This is a genomic window from Rhodobacter sp. P2_H5 (assembly GCF_056403335.1).
On the sequence record NZ_JBFUFS010000001.1, the window covers coordinates 145,745 to 163,035 of the forward strand.

The 17,291-nt window shown below is 65.7% G+C and carries 19 protein-coding genes; 11 read left to right on the forward strand and 8 right to left on the reverse strand.

From position 1 onward, the window contains the following. The first annotated feature begins 45 nt into the window (after positions 1-45). On the forward strand, positions 46-807 hold the full coding sequence (locus AC1DVR_RS00710) for an IclR family transcriptional regulator domain-containing protein (protein ID WP_477998593.1): 762 nt from the start codon (positions 46-48) through the stop codon (positions 805-807). A 12-nt stretch (positions 808-819) separates the two neighbouring features. Here the strand turns inward: AC1DVR_RS00710 and AC1DVR_RS00715 are convergent, their stop codons facing one another. Next, complete coding sequence (locus AC1DVR_RS00715) at positions 820-2,190, reverse strand: aminotransferase-like domain-containing protein (protein ID WP_477998594.1); 1,371 nt, start codon at positions 2,188-2,190, stop codon at positions 820-822. A 272-nt stretch (positions 2,191-2,462) separates the two neighbouring features. On the opposite strand from AC1DVR_RS00715, the gene AC1DVR_RS00720 reads away from it, so the two are divergent. The 8 genes from AC1DVR_RS00720 to AC1DVR_RS00755 are packed head-to-tail and all read left to right on the forward strand — an operon-like array spanning position 2,463 to position 8,916. Then, positions 2,463-2,945: an MSMEG_0572/Sll0783 family nitrogen starvation response protein gene (locus tag AC1DVR_RS00720; RefSeq protein ID WP_477998595.1), complete on the forward strand. Its 483-nt coding sequence runs from the start codon at positions 2,463-2,465 to the stop codon at positions 2,943-2,945. A 60-nt stretch (positions 2,946-3,005) separates the two neighbouring features. Beyond that, complete coding sequence (locus AC1DVR_RS00725) at positions 3,006-3,965, forward strand: Nit6803 family nitrilase (protein WP_477998596.1); 960 nt, start codon at positions 3,006-3,008, stop codon at positions 3,963-3,965. Next, a complete protein-coding gene (locus AC1DVR_RS00730) occupies positions 3,958-5,058 on the forward strand; it encodes an MSMEG_0568 family radical SAM protein (RefSeq protein WP_477998597.1) in 1,101 nt (366 codons plus the stop codon). The genes AC1DVR_RS00725 and AC1DVR_RS00730 overlap by 8 nt, the downstream gene beginning before the upstream one ends. After that, positions 5,055-5,603 (forward strand): MSMEG_0567/Sll0786 family nitrogen starvation N-acetyltransferase, encoded by a 549-nt coding sequence (locus tag AC1DVR_RS00735; protein WP_477998598.1) that lies wholly within the window; start codon positions 5,055-5,057, stop codon positions 5,601-5,603. The genes AC1DVR_RS00730 and AC1DVR_RS00735 overlap by 4 nt, the downstream gene beginning before the upstream one ends. Further along, complete coding sequence (locus AC1DVR_RS00740; protein ID WP_477998599.1) at positions 5,600-6,568, forward strand: sll0787 family AIR synthase-like protein; 969 nt, start codon at positions 5,600-5,602, stop codon at positions 6,566-6,568. Before AC1DVR_RS00735 ends, AC1DVR_RS00740 begins: the two co-directional genes overlap by 4 nt. Then, a complete protein-coding gene (locus AC1DVR_RS00745; protein WP_477998600.1) occupies positions 6,561-6,842 on the forward strand; it encodes an MSMEG_0570 family nitrogen starvation response protein in 282 nt (93 codons plus the stop codon). Before AC1DVR_RS00740 ends, AC1DVR_RS00745 begins: the two co-directional genes overlap by 8 nt. Before the next feature lie 11 nt (positions 6,843-6,853). Beyond that, positions 6,854-8,116: an MSMEG_0569 family flavin-dependent oxidoreductase gene (locus AC1DVR_RS00750; protein ID WP_477998602.1), complete on the forward strand. Its 1,263-nt coding sequence runs from the start codon at positions 6,854-6,856 to the stop codon at positions 8,114-8,116. Continuing rightward, entirely contained in the window at positions 8,113-8,916 is an 804-nt protein-coding gene (locus AC1DVR_RS00755; protein WP_477998603.1) for a Pnap_2097 family protein, read from the forward strand. The genes AC1DVR_RS00750 and AC1DVR_RS00755 overlap by 4 nt, the downstream gene beginning before the upstream one ends. A gap of 16 nt (positions 8,917-8,932) precedes the next feature. On the opposite strand, the gene AC1DVR_RS00760 is transcribed toward AC1DVR_RS00755, so the two are convergent. From AC1DVR_RS00760 to AC1DVR_RS00770, 3 genes are read right to left on the reverse strand one after another with little or no spacing between them, the layout of a single operon-like run. Beyond that, complete coding sequence (locus tag AC1DVR_RS00760; protein ID WP_477998604.1) at positions 8,933-10,339, reverse strand: aminotransferase; 1,407 nt, start codon at positions 10,337-10,339, stop codon at positions 8,933-8,935. 8 nt (positions 10,340-10,347) lie between these two features. Then, the gene (locus AC1DVR_RS00765) at positions 10,348-11,040 is read right to left on the reverse strand and encodes an aspartate/glutamate racemase family protein (protein ID WP_477998605.1); all 693 of its coding nucleotides are present in this window, start codon (positions 11,038-11,040) and stop codon (positions 10,348-10,350) included. Continuing rightward, the gene (locus AC1DVR_RS00770) at positions 11,033-11,968 is read right to left on the reverse strand and encodes a 3-hydroxyacyl-CoA dehydrogenase NAD-binding domain-containing protein (protein WP_477998606.1); all 936 of its coding nucleotides are present in this window, start codon (positions 11,966-11,968) and stop codon (positions 11,033-11,035) included. Before AC1DVR_RS00770 ends, AC1DVR_RS00765 begins: the two co-directional genes overlap by 8 nt. 235 nt (positions 11,969-12,203) lie before the next feature. On the opposite strand from AC1DVR_RS00770, the gene AC1DVR_RS00775 reads away from it, so the two are divergent. Then, positions 12,204-13,583, forward strand: coding sequence for a glutamine synthetase family protein (locus AC1DVR_RS00775; RefSeq protein WP_477998607.1), 1,380 nt, complete (start codon positions 12,204-12,206; stop codon positions 13,581-13,583). Here the strand turns inward: AC1DVR_RS00775 and AC1DVR_RS00780 are convergent. Further along, entirely contained in the window at positions 13,580-14,263 is a 684-nt protein-coding gene (locus AC1DVR_RS00780; protein ID WP_477998608.1) for a GntR family transcriptional regulator, read from the reverse strand. The two genes, AC1DVR_RS00775 and AC1DVR_RS00780, sit on opposite strands and share 4 nt — an antisense overlap. Before the next feature lie 232 nt (positions 14,264-14,495). Here AC1DVR_RS00780 and AC1DVR_RS00785 point away from each other — a divergent pair, with 232 nt between their 5' ends. Then, positions 14,496-14,849 carry a hypothetical protein gene (locus tag AC1DVR_RS00785; protein WP_477998609.1) on the forward strand — a complete coding sequence of 118 codons (354 nt, stop codon included), beginning with the start codon at positions 14,496-14,498 and terminating at the stop codon, positions 14,847-14,849. A 9-nt stretch (positions 14,850-14,858) separates the two neighbouring features. On the opposite strand, the gene AC1DVR_RS00790 is transcribed toward AC1DVR_RS00785, so the two are convergent. The 3 genes from AC1DVR_RS00790 to AC1DVR_RS00800 form a co-directional block, all read right to left on the reverse strand. After that, positions 14,859-15,608 carry a CbtA family protein gene (locus AC1DVR_RS00790; RefSeq protein WP_477998610.1) on the reverse strand — a complete coding sequence of 250 codons (750 nt, stop codon included), beginning with the start codon at positions 15,606-15,608 and terminating at the stop codon, positions 14,859-14,861. A 24-nt stretch (positions 15,609-15,632) separates the two neighbouring features. After that, positions 15,633-16,016: a nitrile hydratase accessory protein gene (locus tag AC1DVR_RS00795; RefSeq protein ID WP_477998611.1), complete on the reverse strand. Its 384-nt coding sequence runs from the start codon at positions 16,014-16,016 to the stop codon at positions 15,633-15,635. Positions 16,017-16,278: 262 nt separating this feature from the next. Beyond that, positions 16,279-17,283, reverse strand: coding sequence for an acetamidase/formamidase family protein (locus AC1DVR_RS00800; RefSeq protein ID WP_477998612.1), 1,005 nt, complete (start codon positions 17,281-17,283; stop codon positions 16,279-16,281). Positions 17,284-17,291 lie beyond the last annotated feature (8 nt).

A 17,291-nucleotide genomic window follows, 5' to 3' on the forward strand; every position in this document is an offset into this window, starting at 1 on the left:
TGTGCGATATGCTGCGTTTGTTGACATATCGCACAAGGTGGGCAGATGACGATCAGCGAGCGCGACATCATGGGGGGCCTCGCCAAGGGGCTGCAGGTGATCGAGACTTTCACCGCGGAACGCCCGCGCCAATCGATTGCCGAGGTTTCGGCGGCCAGCGGGCTGGACCGGGCGACGGCGCGGCGCTGTCTGCTGACGCTGGCCCATCACGGCTATGCCGATTACGACGGCAAGTTCTTCACCCTCCGGCCTCGGGTGCTGCGTCTTGGCACCGCCTGCCTTGCCACCATGCCGCTGCCGCAGATCGTGCAGCCTTTGCTGGACGCCCTGTCCGAACGGATCGGGCAAAGCTCCTCGGTTTCGATCCTCGACGGGGCGGAGATCGTCTATGTGGCGCGCGCAGCCCAGCGCAAGGTCATGTCGATCGGCCTGATGCCGGGCTCGCGCCTGCCGGCCTATTGCACCTCGATGGGGCGCGTGATGCTGGCCGCCCTGCCCGAGGCCGAGGCGCGCGCCCTGCTGGAAGCAGCCCCTCTGCCGGCCCGCACCCCCTTCACCCGCACGGAGCCGGAGGCCATCCTGGCAGAACTGGCCGCAATCCGGGCGCAGGGCTACGCGCTGATCGACCAGGAGGTCGAAATCGGCCTGCGCTCCATCGCCGTGCCGATCCGCAACGCCCATCGCCAGACCGTGGCCGCGCTGAACATCGGGGCCAGCGCCTTTCACCAGACGGTCGACGGGCTGCGCGACGCCTATCTGAAGGATCTTCTGGCCCTGCAGGCCAACCTCGCGCCCCTGCTGCGCTAGGCGGCCCGCCGGTCACCCCATGAAGGTTTCCGGCTGCATGGCGTGGGACAGGAAATCCAGTCCCGACCGCAGCGTGTCACGGGTGATCGACCCGCCGAGGCAGATGCGCAGATGTTCATCCGGCGTGCCCCCCACGGTGAAGGCATCCGAGGGCATGATGCCGATATGCCGCCCCGACATCCGCGCGATGATATCGGCCCGGCCAGAGCCGCGCGGCAGCCTGAGCCAGATGTTGAAGGCGTTCTCGGCGGCGGCAAAGTCAAAGCCCGCAAGCACCTCGGCCGCCAGTTTCTGCCGGGCGGCGGTTTCCTGGCGGACAAAGCGGCGGATGCGGTCGGCGGTGCCATCCTCGATCCACTGCGTCGTCAGCGCCGCCGACAGGGGCGAGGGCATGACCGACACCGCCCGCAGAGCCTGCCCCAGCGCATAGGCATCCTTGCCGGTCGGCGCCACGGTATAGGCCAGACGCAGCCCCGCGCCGATGCATTTGGCCAGCCCGCCGATATGCCATGTCAGATCGGGCGCCGAAACCGCCAGCGGCGCCGGGGCCTTGGCGGGGATGAAGCCATAGGCGTCATCCTCGATCAGCGGCAGGCCGTGGCGGTTCAGGATCTCGGCCACCGCCAGCCGGCGCTCGGTCGGCATGGTCAGGGTCGTCGGGTTCTGCAGCGTCGGGTTGAGGTAGAGCGCCCGCGGCCCGTGCTGCCGGATCGCGGCATCCAGCGCGTCGGGCAGGATGCCGGCGCCGTCCATCGCCACACCTTCCAGCCGCACCCGCATCCGTCCGGCGATGTTGCGGATGCCGGGATAGGTGACGCTTTCGCACAGCATGATGTCGCCGGGGCTGGTCAGGATCGACAGGATCGCCATCATCGTCGGATGGGCGCCGGGGGTCACCGCGATCCGGTCCAGCCGGGGCACCATGCCGCGCAGCGACAGCCAGGTGGAGGCGGCCACCTTGTCCTTCTCGCTGCCGGTCGCCGATTGATAGCGCAGCAAGGAGACGAGGTTGGCAGAAACATAGTCCAGCCCCTCGCGCATCTTGGCGATCAGGGCCGGATCGGTCGGCTCCGGCGCCATGTTCATCGACAGGTCTTCCTGCTGATCGCGCAGAGGGTCGGGCTGGCGGTCCACCGGCGCCGCGCCCGCAACGAAGGTGCCGCGCCCGACATGGCTTTCGACCAGGCCCCGCGCCTGCGCCTCGGCATAGGCGCGCGAGACGGTGGTGAAATCAATCCCCAGACCCGCCGCAAGCTTGCGCTGTGGCGGCAGGCGGTCGCCCACGGACAAGACCCCGGCACGGATATCGGCGGCAATCGCCTCGGCGATGGCGATGTAGCGGGGTTTGCCGGTGGCTGCGAGTTTCGGGATCCAATCAATCATGCGGGGCTCCTTTCCCGCTTCATAGCGGGATGATTCGGCAGATTGAAGCAGATTGTATGGATTCGCGCGATCCGGGCCGCCCGAGATGTATACAATTTTAGCCGCCCCGTTCACACCCTGTCGGCTTTCTAAGCGGGCGCGCGGCGCTTTGCCCAAAATCTCCGCGCATAATCTGCCTATTGCCGCAATAATTGTATGTATATTGAATTACAGATTGATTCATACAATTTGCGCAGTGCATCCCTATTCCATCAGCAGAAAAGGAGCGCGATATGCCGGCAGTTACCAAGGAACCGAACAAGGATGGCGACTTCCTCGTCGATTACGAGAACAAGGTTTTCCCGGATGTGAAGGCCGATCCGGGCGAGAAGGCCCTGATCACATTCCATACGGTGGCCTTCGAAGGCTCCATCGGGTTGGTCAACATTCTCAATGCAATCCGCCTCAATCGGAAGGGCTACGAGACCTCGATTCTGCTCTACGGCCCGGGCGTCACGCTCGGCCTGCAGCGCGGCTTCCCGACGCTGGGGGATGAGGCGTTCCCGGGCCACCTGAATTTCAACAACAATCTCAAGCGCTTCATGTCCGAGGGTGGCAAGGTCTATGCCTGCCGCTTCGCCCTTCAGGCGCTTTATGGCCACGGCGAAGGCTCGCTGATCCCCGGCATCACGCCGATCGCGCCGCAAGACGTGCTGGACTGCATCCTTCTGCACAAGAAGGCCAATGCCGTCATCATCGACACCTGGACCGTCTGACGCCCAAGCCGGGCCGCATTGGCCCGGCTTCTCCCCCCTCCCAGCCAACAGGTTTCCCCGATGCGCACCGACACCATCCGCGCCGCCGCCGTCCAGATCGCCCCCGATCTTGCGGGACGGGCCGGCACCATCGAACGCGTGCTCAACGCCATTGCCGAGGCGGCCGACAAGGGCGCGGGCTTCATTGTCTTCCCCGAAACCTTCGTGCCCTATTACCCCTATTTCTCCTTCGTGCTGCCCCCGGTGCAGCAAGGCCCCGCGCATCTGGAGCTGTATCAGGAGGCCGTCACCGTCCCCTCGCCCGAAACCCAGGCCGTGGCCGATGCCGCCCGCAAGCGCGGCGTGGTCGTGGTGCTGGGGGTGAACGAGCGTGACCACGGCTCGCTCTACAACACCCAGCTGATCTTTGACGCCGACGGCTCCCTTGCCCTGAAACGTCGCAAGATCACGCCGACCTATCACGAGCGGATGATCTGGGGTCAGGGCGATGGATCAGGCCTGAAGGTCGTGCAGACCAAGGTTGGCCGCGTCGGCGCGCTCGCCTGTTGGGAACATTACAACCCCCTTGCCCGCTATGCTTTGATGACCCAGCACGAGGAGATTCACGCCGCCCATTTCCCCGGCAGCCTCGTCGGCCCGATCTTCGGCGAGCAGATCGAGGTCACCATGCGCCACCATGCGCTGGAGGCTGGTTGCTTTGTCGTCAACGCCACCGGCTGGCTGGCCGAAGAGCAGATCGCCCAGATCCACCCCGATCCCAAGCTGCAAAAGGGTCTGCGCGATGGCTGCATGACCTGCATCATCTCGCCCGAAGGCCGCCATCTGGTGCCGCCTTTGACGCAGGGCGAAGGCATCCTGATCGCCGATCTTGATATGCGGCTGATCACCAAGCGCAAGCGGATGATGGACAGCGTCGGCCACTACGCCCGCCCCGAACTGCTCCATCTGGTCCACGACACGCGCCCCGCCGTCACCCGCGCCGAAGTGTCCTTCCCGTCTGAGGAGAGCGAGAATGTCTGACTCCGCCCTGATCAACGACCTGCAAACCCACGGCATGCGGTTGGTCGACCCCCGCGTTGGCCACGAGGCGCGGCGCGGCGGGGCGGGTCCGTCCGACCACAAGGCCATCACGATTGGCGAGACAACGGTGATGGTCCCCGTCCACACCGCCCCGGCCTTCGAAAGCCCCTTCCTTGTGGAAACCCCCGACGCCGACGGCCGTTCCCGCGTGATGCGCAACGGGGAGGAGGTCGCCAAGGTCCGCTTCCCCCTTCGCCCCCGGTTCTATGACCTGAAAACGGCGGATGGCATCCCCTACAGCCACATCGCCACGCTCCATTCCCGCGACGTGCTGGCCACCACGGTGCTGCAGACCTGCATTCGTTACGAAAGCCGCAAGAAAACCTGCCAGTTCTGCGCCATCGGCCAAAGCCTCGCCGCCGGGCGCACCGTGGCGCACAAGACCCCGGCGCAACTGGCCGAGGTCGCCAAGGCCGCGGTGGAACTCGACGGCGTCAAGCACATGGTCCTGACCACCGGCACCCCGCGCGGGGCCGATCGTGGCGCTGCGGTGATGGTGGAATCGGCGCTGGCCATCAAGGCCGCCGTCAACCTGCCCCTGCAGGCGCAATGCGAACCGCCCGAGGATGACATCTGGCACCAGCGCATGTTCGACGCCGGGATCGACACTTTGGGCATGCATCTGGAGGCCGTCACCCCCGAGGTCCGCGCTCGCATCATGCCCGGCAAGGCCTCGGTCCCGTTGGAGAAGTACTTCTCCAGCTTTGCCGCGTCGGTGAAGGTCTTCGGCTATGGCCAGGTGTCGACCTATATCCTCGCAGGTCTTGGCGACACGCCCGAAGCCATTTTGGAAATGTCGGAAAAGCTCTGCGCCATGGGGGTTTACCCCTTCGTCGTGCCCTTCGTCCCGATCTCCGGCACGCCCCTGGAAAGCCACCCCGCCCCGCGCCCCGAGTTCATGGCTTCGATCCTGCGGCCCCTTGGCCAGATGATCGTCAGGGCCGGAATGCGCAGCGAGGATATCAAGGCCGGCTGCGGCAAATGCGGCGCCTGCTCGGCGCTTTCGACCTATGAAAAGTTCAAGGTCGCATGATGGAACTTGCCCCCTCCCATTTCCAATGCCCCGGCTATTACATCCGCGAGGCCGCGACGGCCTGGGAGGCGAAAGGCGTCGCCGACCTGCGCCACCGCGTCTTTGTCGAGGAACAGGCGATCTTCCACGCCCATGACCGCGACGAGATCGACCTGATCGCCACCCATCTCGCCGCCCTGTCGACCTATGCCCACGAGGCCGATGCCGTGGTGGGCACGGTGCGGATTCACGAGGCCACCCCCGGCCTCTGGTGGGGTTCCCGCCTTGCCGTGGACCGCGACTTCCGGCAGGTGGGCCGTCTGGGGACAGAACTGATCCGCCTCGCCGTCCGCACCGCCACCACGCGCGGTTGCAATACCTTTCTGGCCCATGTGCAGAAACAGAACGAGGTCCTGTTCCGCCGCCTGCATTGGCAAAGCCTGGGGGAAGTCACGCTGCACGGCGTTGTGCATGTGAAGATGCAGGCGGACCTGTCGGTCTATCCGCCACTCGCCGACCCGGCAGCAGGCTGGTATCACCCGATGCGGCGGGGCATTGCGCGATGACGCCGGAAGCCCTCGCCGGCGCGCTGCGCGCCCATCCCTCGATCCGCTCGAAACTGGCGATTGGCGCTGCGACGCGGGTACTTGGGCTGACGGGTGCCTCCGCCGGGCAACCCGGCGACGATGCGGCTGTGCTGCCGCGCGCAGGAGGCTACGACCTGCTGGCCGGCGAGGGTTTCATTCCCGCCTTCGTGCAGGACGATCCCTGGTTTGCCGGCTGGTGCGGGGTGATGGTCAACCTCTCCGACATTGCCGCGATGGGTGGGCGGGCCGTGGCCTTGATCGACCAGATCTGGGCGCCCGATGCTGCACATGCTGCACCCCTCCTCGCGGGCCTGCGCGCAGCATCCGAGGCTTACGGCGTCCCCCTCGTCGGCGGCCATACCAACTTCGCGGCCAAGGAATTAAGCCTCGCCGTTTCCGTCATGGGTCGGGCCGAGGCGCTGATCAGCAGCTTTGCCGCCCGCCCGGGTGAGGTGCTGATCGCCGCCATCGACCAGCGCGGCAGCTACCGCAACTTCGACAATTTCTGCGCAGCATTGGAGGCCCCCGCCGCCCGCCTGCGTGGCGATCTGGCGCTTTTGCCGGCGCTGGCCGAGGCGGGTCTGGTGCGCGCCGGCAAAGACATCAGCCAGGGAGGGATCGTGGGCACGGCGCTCATGCTGGCCGAATGTTCCGGCACTGGCATAGACGTTGACCTGACCAAAATCACCCCACCGGATGGGATCTCGCTGGAACGCTGGCTGCGCAGCTTCCCGAGTTTCGGCTTTCTTCTGGCCACCCAACCGCAGCACGCCGCCGAGGTCTGCGCCCGCTTTGCCGCTCGCGACATCGCCGCCGGGATCATCGGCCAGATCACCCAAGGCAGCGCCGTCCGCCTGACCGATGGCAGCGCCACGGCCACTTTCTGGGACCACGCCGCCGCCCCCTACCTTGGCCTTGCCCAAAAGGACCACGCCGATGCCTGAGACCTTCTTCACCCTGCGCTGGCCCGATGGCACCGAAGAACGCTGCTATTCCCCCTCGACCGTCATCAGCGATTTTCTCTCTCCCGGCGCCACCTATCCGCTCGATGCCTTCCTGAGCCGCGCCCGCATCGGCCTTCACCGCGCCTCCGACCGGGTGGCGGCGAAATACGGCTTCGCCTGCTCCTCCGCCATGGCGCAGCTGGAGGCGATCGAGGCGCGGGCCGCCACATTCAACGGGCAAGGTGATGTCACCTGCCTCGCCATCACACAATGAAGGACAAGGCCATGACCAAGACCCCGCATATTCCCGTCGTGATCGTTGGCGGCGGCCAGGCTGGCCTTTCGGTCAGCTATTGCCTGGCCCAGAAGGGCATCGAGCACATCGTGTTCGAGCGCTACGGCAAGTTTCATTCCTGGCGGCAGAACCGCTGGGACACTTTCTGCCTCGTCACGCCCAACTGGCAATGCCGCCTGCCGGACTTTCCCTATGCCGGCGACGATCCCCACGGCTTCATGCTGAAGGATCAGATCACCGACTATCTCGACGCCTTCGCCGACAGCTTCTCGCCCCCCCTGCATGAGAATGTGACCGTAACCCGCGTCGCCCACGGCCCCCTTGGATACGAGGTCGATACCTCTATCGGCTCCTGGACTTGCGATCAGGTGGTGATCGCGACCGGGGGCTATGACAACCCGATCCTGCCGCCCTATGCCGCCGATCTGGACCCGGCGATTGCGCAGATCCATTCGGTCGACTACCGCCGCCCCAGCCAGATCCCCGAGGGCGCGACCCTGGTCATCGGCACCGGGCAATCCGGCGTGCAGATCATGGAGGATCTGGTGCGCGACGGCCGCAAGGTCCACCTCGCCGTCGGCCCCGCCCCGCGCAGCCCGCGCAAATACCGCGGCCGCGATGCGACGGACTGGCTGTACGACATGGGCCACTACGCCATCACCATCGACACCCACCCCGACCCGGTCAAGGCGCTGACCCAGACCAACCACTACATGTCGGGCCGCGACGGCGGCAAGGAGATCGACCTGCGCCGCTTTGTGGTGGAGGATGACATCTCGCTTTACGGCTCGGTCGCGGGCATGGCGGGCAGCACGATCCGCTTTCTGCCTGACCTCGCCAAGAACCTCGATGATGCGGACAAAAGCTATGTCGGCATCCGCAACGTGATCGACGACTACATCGCCCGCGAAGGCATCGACGCGCCCGAGGAACCGCCTTTCGCCAAGCTGTGGGAGCCTGCCGAGGAGGTCACCGAGATTGACGCGGCGGCGCTGGGCATCACCAGCGTGATCTGGTCGATCGGCTTCCGGCCGGATTATTCCTGGATCCATGTCGATGTCTTTGACGAACGCGGCAAGCCGAAATTCCACCGCGGCGTGACCGAGTTGCCCGGCTTTCACTTCATCGGCCTTGGCTGGCTGAACACCTGGGGTTCGGGCCGCTTCCTCGGGATTGCCGAGGACAGCCGTTACCTCGCCGATGCCATCGCCGCGCAACTGGCCGATGTGCCAGAGCTGAAGGCCGCCGAATGAGCGTGCTGGCCTTTCACCGCCCGGCCACGCCGCGCCCGGCCCCGGTTCTGGAAGAAAGGGTCCGGCTTGGCATGATGCAGCTCGCGCCTCAGGGAATTTCCGAGCAATGGATGCTGCGCTTTTGCGGCGATCAGCATTGGTCGCTGATCGCCGCTGCGATGGGGCAGGAGCGTGCGGTCTTTCGTGACGCCGAGGGTCGCCCGATCTACGCGGCCTTCTGCGCCACCGAACTGACCTTCAGCCCGCCGCAACCTGACCTTCTGGGCGTCGATGCCGTGCTCCACTCCCGCCTGTTCCGGGTAAGCGGCAGCCAGACCGGATCCATCCACCAGCTGACCGCAGGGGGTGAAGTTCTGGCTGAACTCTCGATGATCTCGACCTTCGTGGGCCATGATGCGACCGGGTCGAACCACCGCATCCTGCGCCGCCCGCCGCAGCAGGAGGCAGCACTTCCCGACGCCCCCGCCGCCTTGATGGCGCTGGCCGAAAGGTCGCGCCAAAGGGCCCGCACCCTGCGGCTGGCCCCGTCTGAGACCCTTCCTGCGGCCATGGTGACACCCAACCCGGCGCTGGATTTCAACGCGGTCGGGCTGATGTATTTCCCCGCCTTCTCCCGCCTCGCCGCTGAGGCCGACTGGGCGCTCAGCCGCAGCATGGCCCCTCTGGCCCGGCGTGAGGTGACCTATCTGGGCAACGTCAACGCCGGAGAGCCGCTTTGGGTGCAAAGCAGCCCCGGCATGGTCCGGATCGCCCGCCGCGACGGGCAGGTGATCTGCCAGCTCTTGAGCGCAGACCACTGAAGGCGCGGTTCGCCCCTTACGCCAGCAAGGCCTGAAGCTCCGGCATCGCGGCGTTCAGGGCACTGGCATAGCGGGCGATCCCGGTCTCGATCTCTGCGGCGGTGATCGACAAGGGCGGCGAGAAGGAGTTGACCGGCAGATAGGGCAACCCGCGGGTCAGAACCCCCGCCGCCATCGCATGTTTGGCGACGATCCGGTGCGGCGCGGTTCCGGCGGGGAAGGCTTTCTTCGTCGCGCGGTCGGCCACGAACTCGACCCCCGCCATCAGGCCGACGCCGCGAATGTCGCCGATGAAAGGATGATCGCCCAGTGCCCCGCGCAGGGCACCCATCAGCACAGGCTCCAGCCGTGCCGCATTGGCCACCAGATCCTCACGCTCCATCACATCAAGGTTGGCCATCGCGATGGCCGCGCCGACTGGATGGCCGGAATAGGTGAAACCATGCATGAAGGCCCCGGTCTGGGCCGAGGCGGCGTTCAGAACCTCGTAAATCCGGTTCGAGATGATCGAGGCCGACATCGGGAAATAGGCGCTGGTCAGCCCCTTGGCGAGCGAGACGATATCCGGGCGGATGCCGTAAGTGCCGCAGCCGAACCACTGGCCGGTGCGGCCAAAGCCGGTGATCACCTCATCCGCGATCATCAGGATGTCGTGCCGTTCCAGAACGGCCTGAATGGCGGCGAAATAGCCCTTGGGCGGCAGGAAGACGCCACCGGTGCCCATGACGGGTTCCGCGATGAAGCCGCCCACGGTCTCGGGGTCCTCGGCTGCGATCATCGCCTCCAGATCGGCCACCATGCGGGCGGTGAAGGCCTCTTCGCTCTCGCCCGCCTGACCATAGGCGTAGTAATGCGGGCAAGAGGTGTGCAGCACGCCGGGCAGCGGCATGTCGAAGGCCTTGTGATAGGCGGCGATCCCGGTGAGGCTGCCGCTGGCCATGGTGACCCCATGATAGGCCCCGATCCGCGAGATGATCTTCTTCTTCTCAGGCTTGCCGCGCAGGTTGTTGTAGTAGCGCACCAGCTTGTAGGCGGTGTCATTGGCATCCGACCCCGAGTTGCCAAAGAACACCCGCGCCATGTCGGACCCCGGCACCGTATCGCGGAACAGGGTCAGCAGCCGGTCGGCCAGCCGGACCGAGCTTTCGACCGAAGCGCCGCCGAACAGATGCTGATAGCTTTGCGCCTTCAGCGCCTGATAGCCGGCCTGCGCCAGTTCTTCCCGCCCATAGCCCACGTTCACGCACCACAGGCCCGCGCCAAGGTCGATCAGGGTCTGGCCCTTGGCATTGGTGACCTCGACCCCATTGGCGCTGGTATAGATGGCCGGGCCATTGGCCTGCAGATCGGCGATTGAGGTCGCCGGATGCAGCAGGCTCGCCTTGTCCATATCGGCGACGGTGTAATTGGGGGAAAGGTCCATGTGGGCTCCTACAGGGTCAGCCGGGCGCGCAGGGCTTCTACGGCACAGGCGGGGGTGGTCAGGATCGGGCAGGCGAACATCGGTTGCAGAACGGCGGCAGCGCGGGCGAGGGAGAATTGCCCCAGCACGATGGCATCCAGCCCGGTCAGATCCTTGCAGGCTTCGGCCACAAGGCGGTCATGGGTGGCGCCATCGCCCGCTTTCAAGGCGGCAAGCGCCCCCTCTGCCAACACGGGGGCAATGCTGATCTTGCGGCCCCGGGCTGCGGCCATCTGGTGCAACTCCGCCGACAGGGCGGGCAGCGAGGGCGCAAAGGTCACGACCAGGCCCAGCCGGTCGCCAAGGTCCAGCGCCTTGTCAAAAGCCGCTTCATTGGGCCGCAGCACGGGGATGGATTGCGCCTGCTTGACCGCCTCGATCGCCGGGCCGAAGGCCGAACAGGTGAAAAGGATCGCCTGCGCCTGCCCGTCCTTGCCGGTGGCGCCGGCCATGTAATCGGCAAGTGTCAGAAACCGCCCGATCATCGCGTCATCCAGCTGGCCGGCATGGGCGAGGTCGACGGCCAGCGAGGTGTCCAGCAGATCAAAGCACTGCGCCTCGGGCCAGATCTCGGCAAAGGCCTTGCGGATCGGCGGGATGGATTCCTCCAGCGCGTGGATGAGGGCGATGCGGGGGGCGTCAGACATCGGGGCGTCAGACATGGGCGCGCGCCTTCAGCGCGGCGATCAGGCCGGCGTCGCGTTCGGCCTCCAGCTCGGCAATGCTGCGGCCGGCGGCTTCTTCCGCGATGCCCGCGACGAGTTGAGCGCAGAGGTCGGGCGTCAGATCGGGCGCACCGAGGCTTTGCCAGCGGCGCTGCTGGCTCGGCCCCAGATGGGTCAGGTAATGCCCGATCCCGCCCGGCCCGCCGCCAAGGTGATAGGCCATATGCGCCCCCACCACCGACCAGCGCAGGCCGGGGCCGTTGACCAAGGCGGCATCAATCGCGCTGACATCGGCGATGCCCTCGGCCACCATATGCACCGCCTCGCGCCACAAGGCCGAGGCGAGGCGGTTGGCGATATGCCCCGTCGCCTCTTTCTTCATCCGCACCGGAACCCGGCCAATGGCGCGGTAGATGGCCTCGGCCCGGTCCAGCACGGTAGGGTCTGTGCCATAAAGCTCGACCAGCGGCACCAGATGCGGCGGGTTGAAGGGATGGGCGGTGATCAGCCGCGGCGGATTGGCCATCTGCGGTGTCAGATCCGACCAGCGCAAAGCCGAAGTAGAGGAGGCGATGATCGCCTCTGACGGGGCCAGCGCCTCGACCTCGGCATAAAGCGCCTGCTTGATGGCGATGGATTCCGGTGCATTCTCCTGAATAAACCCGGCGCCGCCCACCGCCTCTGCGAGGGTTGCCGCCACTGTCAGCTGCCCCATGGTGTTGCAGTGCTCCAGATCGTCAAGCTGCGCCAAAGGGCGCCCGACCCTTTCGGCAAAGCTGGCACGGGCGGGCTCCATCGGGTCCCATGCGGTGACCTCGAAGCCGAAATACAAAAACAGTGCGGCCCAGCTTTCGCCGATCAGGCCGCAGCCCAGAATGGCGATCTTCGGCCCGGCTGTCGCAATCCCGTTGTCCACAGCCGGCACCGGATTCTCCTGAATTGCTGATACTGCGATCGCAGTCTTACGCGGCAGCCCCGGGTGTGGCAATTCATTTCCACCAGCGGCGCTCCGCCCGCCCCGTCGGCCCACGAATAACGCGGAAATTTCGTCGCAATCGCTTGTAGAAATTTGATCAAAAACCAAGAATCCCGGCCTCTGCCCCTTGAAAATGAGATCGCATTTTGTAATGTGGCACCGCAATCACGACAGGGCACAGGAAATGACCAGCACTCCTCCCGGCGGGGCCGATCTGGCCGAAGCGCAGGCCTTTTTGGCCCGGCACCCGGATGCCCAGGCCATCGACATCATCCTGACCGATTGCCACGGCATCGGGCGCGGCAAATCGATCCGCCGGCACGAGCTGGAAAGCCTGTTCACGCAAGGCCGGGGCATTCCCGCCTCGATGTTCGCGCAGGATGTGGCGGGGGATGATGTCGAGGGGACCGGGTTGGTCCTGAATGACGGCGGCGGTGATCATCGCTGCTGGCCGCTGGCCGGGACCCTGGGCTTCATGCCCTCGACCGGGCGGGGGCAGGTGCTGATCAGCATGTTTAACCCCGACGGCACCGGCTTTGCCGCCGAGCCGCGCCATGCGCTGGTGGAGCAGGTCCAGCGCGCCCGCGCCTTGGGGTATGAGCCGATGGGGGCGCTGGAGGTCGAGTTCTACCTCGTCGACCGCGAGCGCGATGCCAATGGCAGGATGCAGCCGGCCCGCTATCCCCTGACCGGGCGGCGCAGCCTGAACACCAACACGATGTCTGTGGATGAACTCGACGAGATGTCCCCCTTCTTTGACGCCGTATACGAGGGCGCCAAGACGCTGGACCTGCCTTTGGAGGCGCTGATCTCTGAATATTCGGTCGGGCAATACGAGCTGACGATCCGCTACCGCGACCTGATGCGGGCGGCGGATGATTTGGTGATTGCCAAACGGTTGATCCGCTCGACCGCGCGCCGCTTCGGGATGGAGGCCTGTTTCATGGCCAAACCCTTCGGCACGCAGGCCGGGTCGGGGATGCACCTGCATCTGTCCCTGGCGGATCAGGCGGGGGCGAACCTGTTCGCCGACCCGGCGCCCGATACGCTGTCGCCCCTGATGCTGCAGGCGATTGCCGGGGTGCGCGGCACGATTGGCGAGACGATGGCGGTGCTGGCGCCCTTCTACAACTCGTGGCGGCGCTTTGCCTCGGTCAATTACTCGCCCGGCAATGACACCTGGGGGTTCGAGAACCGCACTGTGGCCTTGAGGGTGCCCTCCGGTTCGGCCAAGGCGCGGCATTTTGAACATCGGGTGGCGGGAGTTGATGCCAACCCCTATCTGGTGGCGGCGGTCACCTTGGGCGGGGCGCTGGCCGGGATCGAAGCCAAGGCTGACCCCGGCCCTGCGGTCGTCGGTAATGCTTACGAAAATGCCGCCCGGAACACCCTGCCACGCAGCTGGGTCGAGGCGATTGACCGGCTGGAACAGTCCGACTTCGCCCGCCGCATCCTGGGGCCGATGCTGCATCAGGGCTTTGTCGCGGTGAAGCGAGCCGAGGTGGACAGGATGGCGCGCGAAGTCTCCGAGGCGGAGTGGGCGCTTTACGGCTTCTCGGTCTAAGGCGCGAACTCGCCGTGCAGGGTCAGGAAGGCCATCCCGGCCAGAATATCCTTTGAAATCGCCTCGGCCGCCGCCTGCCGGTCGCCGGTGGCCAGGGCCGCAATCGCCTGATCGTGGAAATTCGCCGCACTCATCGTGGCGAGGCCCTTGTTCAGGTGGCGCAGGAAGGGCCCGGCGCGCAGCCACATCAGCCGGATCATCGATTGCAGCGTCTGCGAGGTGGAATAGCCGTAGATGGTGAATTTGAGCCGCTGGTTGAAATCGAGGTAATCGTCGATCGCATTTTCGGCGATCGCACGCTCCAACCCCGCCGCGCAAAGATGGAGCTCCTGAAACCCGGCCTGATCGACATTGCCGCAGGCCTGGAGCGTGGCCTCGCTTTCCAGCATGGCGCGCAAGGTCATCACCTCGCGAAAGCCGCGCAGACTGATCAAGGGCACGGAATAGGTGCCATTGGCGTTCTGCACCAAGGCGCCTTCTGCCAGCAACCGCCCCAAAGCGGCGCGAACCGGCATGTCGCTGGTGCCCAGCCGTGCGGCCAGCTTGCGCGAGGAGACCTTTTGCCCCGGAGAAAAGCCGCCGCGCATCAGAACGTCACGGATCTGGTTGTAAACGCTGTCCTGCATCGAGGACACGACAAGAGGCACCACGGCAGGATTGGCGGCGGGGCGGCTCATCATGCGGGATCTCCAAATCTCTCCATCGCGCTTTGCGCCACTTGCGCGGTGGCCGATCCGGGCCTGCGACGGCGGCAGATTAGCGCGATCAAGGGCCGCGCTCAATCACGATTGCAAATCTGCGATCGCGATTTTTGCGCAGTCCTTGGCGCGGGGCAGTTCAAAACCGGCCGAGCGCAGGCTAAGGAAGGTCCATGACGCCATAAGACCCAGGCGGGAGGGGGAGGAGCGCAGCGTGACGGATCTTTACGACTTCATCCTGAACGCGGTCTTTGCGGCCTTTCTGCGCGGCGGGCCAGACCTTCTTGCCCCGCTGAAGGATGTGCCCGGTGACATCACCCTGGCGGCCGAGGGGCTGACCTTCACGCTTCCCGCCCTGTTCGATCTGGCCCGCCACCTGCATGAGGCGGCGGGCCTGGGCGCCCTGCCGGGGGCGCGGGCCGATTATCTGCGGTTTCGCGCCGACCTTTATCGCAACCAGACCAACACCCGACTGCGCGCCCTCGGTGGCCGCGTCGTCCTCGCCGCCGGCCATGAGGATCACGACCAAAGCCTTTACCGGCTGGAGCGTCTGGAGACAGAGGCCTGACTTGTGCCGTCAGGCGGACTGCGCCAGACCGCCGATCCCGCCCCGTTGCGCGCCCATCCGGGCATAGAGCCCGCCCGCCGCCACCCCGATCAGCAGCCAGAAGATCAGCCCATGCGCCAGCGCCGCCACGGCGAAGCGCGCCGAAAGCTGGGCGGGGACCGATGAGGCCACCTCGGTCGCCAGATGCGGCGCGCCGATGGCATGGGGGGCCACGATCAGCAGAAGACCCAGAGCGGCGCGAAGCCTCGGCTGCAGGTAGGCCACTGGCAGGACCACCAGCGCCAGACCCGCGGAACTGGCAAGCACCGTGCAGACCCACCAGATCTGGCGGCTGGCGAGATCTGCCGCCACGATGCCGGGCAGTTCGGGCGGAAGGCCGAAGAAGGGCGACAGGCTGAAGGCAAAGAACCCTGCCCCGCCCCAGAGAACGCCGCTGCGCAGGGTGACCACGCCCCCCCACACCCGGAAGGCCCCGACCATCAGCATGGCAAAGCCGATTCCGGCGAAGATATTGGCGGCCAGCGTGGCCAGCGTGCGTTCAATCCCGTCTGCCGGGGCCCATTCGGTGTTCGCCTCATGGCTATGCGCCTCTTGCGGCTGGGCGGTGATGGCGTGGTCGTGGTCGTGGTCGGGCGCGGCCGTCTCATAGACCTCGGCCTCCAGGATCAGGGGCGTGGTGTAGAAAAGCTGGAAGGCGGTGGCCCCGAGACCGGCAATAACCCCGGCCAGCATGGCGATCAGCAAAAGGCGTTGCAGCATGGCATGTCCCCTTTGGTTGGCCGGTCAGGCGTAATTGGCGAAGAAGGAATACTTGCGCTCGCCCGAGACGATTTCCTCGGTCCGCTTGTCCAGCTCTTCGGCGGTGACCATGCCCTTTTCGATGGCCAGACGCTCCAGTGCGGCCAGCCATTGTTCGTAATATTCCCAGGATTTGTCATCCAGCGCGTGGCTCGCTTCCCACTCGCCGATCGACTTGATCAGGCTGGCGCGGAAGTCTTCATAGTCGATGACCTTTTCCTCGGCAAAGGCCAGCACGATGCCGAAGGCGCGGCTCTGCCAGGGTTCGTCGAACTGCAACCGGTCGCAACGCTTGGGCGGGGCGGCGAGGCTGCCCTCCAGCCCTTTGACGAAACGCGCTTCCATGCCGGTGATGTCGAGGTCTTTCATGGTCATTCCCCTTTGCTGGTTGAAAGCAAAAAAGCCCCGCTGGCCAGGGGCCAGGCGGGGCTTCGTTGCCAGACGCAGGATGCGCCGATGTGTGAAGGTGCGCGCCCGTTGGCGCAGGATCGTCTGACGAAAAGCCTAGCCGGTTCTGCCCGCAGGACAACAGGTACTGCGGTTCTTCCCCCAAGGAGGCCGGGCCGGGCGGGCGGACCACGCCGGTCTGCCCGCGTTTTCAGCATCTCCGAAAAGGCGACGCGGCGCGGTTTCATTTCACGGCCAGATTGGCGGCGAGGTATTCCTTCAGAACCGAGGCGCCGATGGTGTATTTCGGGTCCACCATATTGCCGACCCGCAACTTTCCGGCCTGAGTCAGGAAGAAATAGGCCTCGTACTTGTCCCAGCCGTAGTCATCCACCATCCAGCGGATCAGTTCGCGGTAGGCGATGCGGGCGGCATCCTCCAGGGGGCGGGCCGAGCCGAGGGTCATGATGAAGGTCTCGTTCTCCAGCCGCGGCCAGGCGATGCGGTGGTTCTTGATCAGGTCGATCTGGATCGTGACGGTGGCGGGGATTTCGACCGCCGTGCCGCAGAGCTCGCCGTCTCCCTGTGTTGCATGGCAATCGCCAAGATAGACATAGCCGCCCTCCTTCAGCACCGGGAAATAGACGATGGCGCCGGGGGCAACGTCAGGCACATCCATATTGGCGCCCCAGTAGTCGGGCTGCAGGGCCGAGACGGCTTCGATCTCGGGACTGACGCCGAGGGTGCCGATGAAGGGCTCGTAGGGCAGGGTGATGCGGTCGTTGAACTGGATGCCGGCCTCGGTGACGTTCATCTTGATGACCATCTCGGGCAGCGGATCGTTCAGCATCGCGGTCGTGGCGGTGCCGACCAGCCCGCCGAACTCCGAGAGGAGTGCGGCCGTCCCCACAGGCTGCGGCCCGCGCGGCAGGATCGAATGGATGCGCACGGCGATCACATCGCCCTTGTCGGCGCCCTCCACATGGATCGGGCCGTTCTGCGGGTTCAGGAAGGGCACGTTCAGGGTTTCGGAGGGGATCGAATGGATCGTCTCGATCCGGCCCTCGAAGGCATCATGGGTTTCGGCCACCACGATGTCGCCGGGCTTGATATGCAGCACCGGCTTGGCAAAGGGGCCGTAAACGTAATGGTAGGTGCCTTGAACCTCTTCGGTCAGGTGATGGGTCTTGCCCGGAACGCCCTTTGCGACGCCCGCGCGTGCCATCCACGAGTCCTTGATCCAGTCCATGACGGTCT

What these genes read in the sequence shown, in the direction of transcription:
- AC1DVR_RS00710 (WP_477998593.1), top strand. Translation starts at nt 46, where the DNA reads ATGACGATCAGCGAGCGCGACATCATGGGGGGCCTCGCCAAGGGGCTG.
- AC1DVR_RS00715 (WP_477998594.1), bottom strand. Translation starts at nt 2,190, where the DNA reads ATGATTGATTGGATCCCGAAACTCGCAGCCACCGGCAAACCCCGCTAC.
- AC1DVR_RS00720 (WP_477998595.1), top strand. Translation starts at nt 2,463, where the DNA reads ATGCCGGCAGTTACCAAGGAACCGAACAAGGATGGCGACTTCCTCGTC.
- AC1DVR_RS00725 (WP_477998596.1), top strand. Translation starts at nt 3,006, where the DNA reads ATGCGCACCGACACCATCCGCGCCGCCGCCGTCCAGATCGCCCCCGAT.
- AC1DVR_RS00730 (WP_477998597.1), top strand. Translation starts at nt 3,958, where the DNA reads ATGTCTGACTCCGCCCTGATCAACGACCTGCAAACCCACGGCATGCGG.
- AC1DVR_RS00735 (WP_477998598.1), top strand. Translation starts at nt 5,055, where the DNA reads ATGATGGAACTTGCCCCCTCCCATTTCCAATGCCCCGGCTATTACATC.
- AC1DVR_RS00740 (WP_477998599.1), top strand. Translation starts at nt 5,600, where the DNA reads ATGACGCCGGAAGCCCTCGCCGGCGCGCTGCGCGCCCATCCCTCGATC.
- AC1DVR_RS00745 (WP_477998600.1), top strand. Translation starts at nt 6,561, where the DNA reads ATGCCTGAGACCTTCTTCACCCTGCGCTGGCCCGATGGCACCGAAGAA.
- AC1DVR_RS00750 (WP_477998602.1), top strand. Translation starts at nt 6,854, where the DNA reads ATGACCAAGACCCCGCATATTCCCGTCGTGATCGTTGGCGGCGGCCAG.
- AC1DVR_RS00755 (WP_477998603.1), top strand. Translation starts at nt 8,113, where the DNA reads ATGAGCGTGCTGGCCTTTCACCGCCCGGCCACGCCGCGCCCGGCCCCG.
- AC1DVR_RS00760 (WP_477998604.1), bottom strand. Translation starts at nt 10,339, where the DNA reads ATGGACCTTTCCCCCAATTACACCGTCGCCGATATGGACAAGGCGAGC.
- AC1DVR_RS00765 (WP_477998605.1), bottom strand. Translation starts at nt 11,040, where the DNA reads ATGTCTGACGCCCCGATGTCTGACGCCCCCCGCATCGCCCTCATCCAC.
- AC1DVR_RS00775 (WP_477998607.1), top strand. Translation starts at nt 12,204, where the DNA reads ATGACCAGCACTCCTCCCGGCGGGGCCGATCTGGCCGAAGCGCAGGCC.
- AC1DVR_RS00780 (WP_477998608.1), bottom strand. Translation starts at nt 14,263, where the DNA reads ATGATGAGCCGCCCCGCCGCCAATCCTGCCGTGGTGCCTCTTGTCGTG.
- AC1DVR_RS00790 (WP_477998610.1), bottom strand. Translation starts at nt 15,608, where the DNA reads ATGCTGCAACGCCTTTTGCTGATCGCCATGCTGGCCGGGGTTATTGCC.
- AC1DVR_RS00795 (WP_477998611.1), bottom strand. Translation starts at nt 16,016, where the DNA reads ATGAAAGACCTCGACATCACCGGCATGGAAGCGCGTTTCGTCAAAGGG.
- AC1DVR_RS00800 (WP_477998612.1), bottom strand. Translation starts at nt 17,283, where the DNA reads ATGGACTGGATCAAGGACTCGTGGATGGCACGCGCGGGCGTCGCAAAG.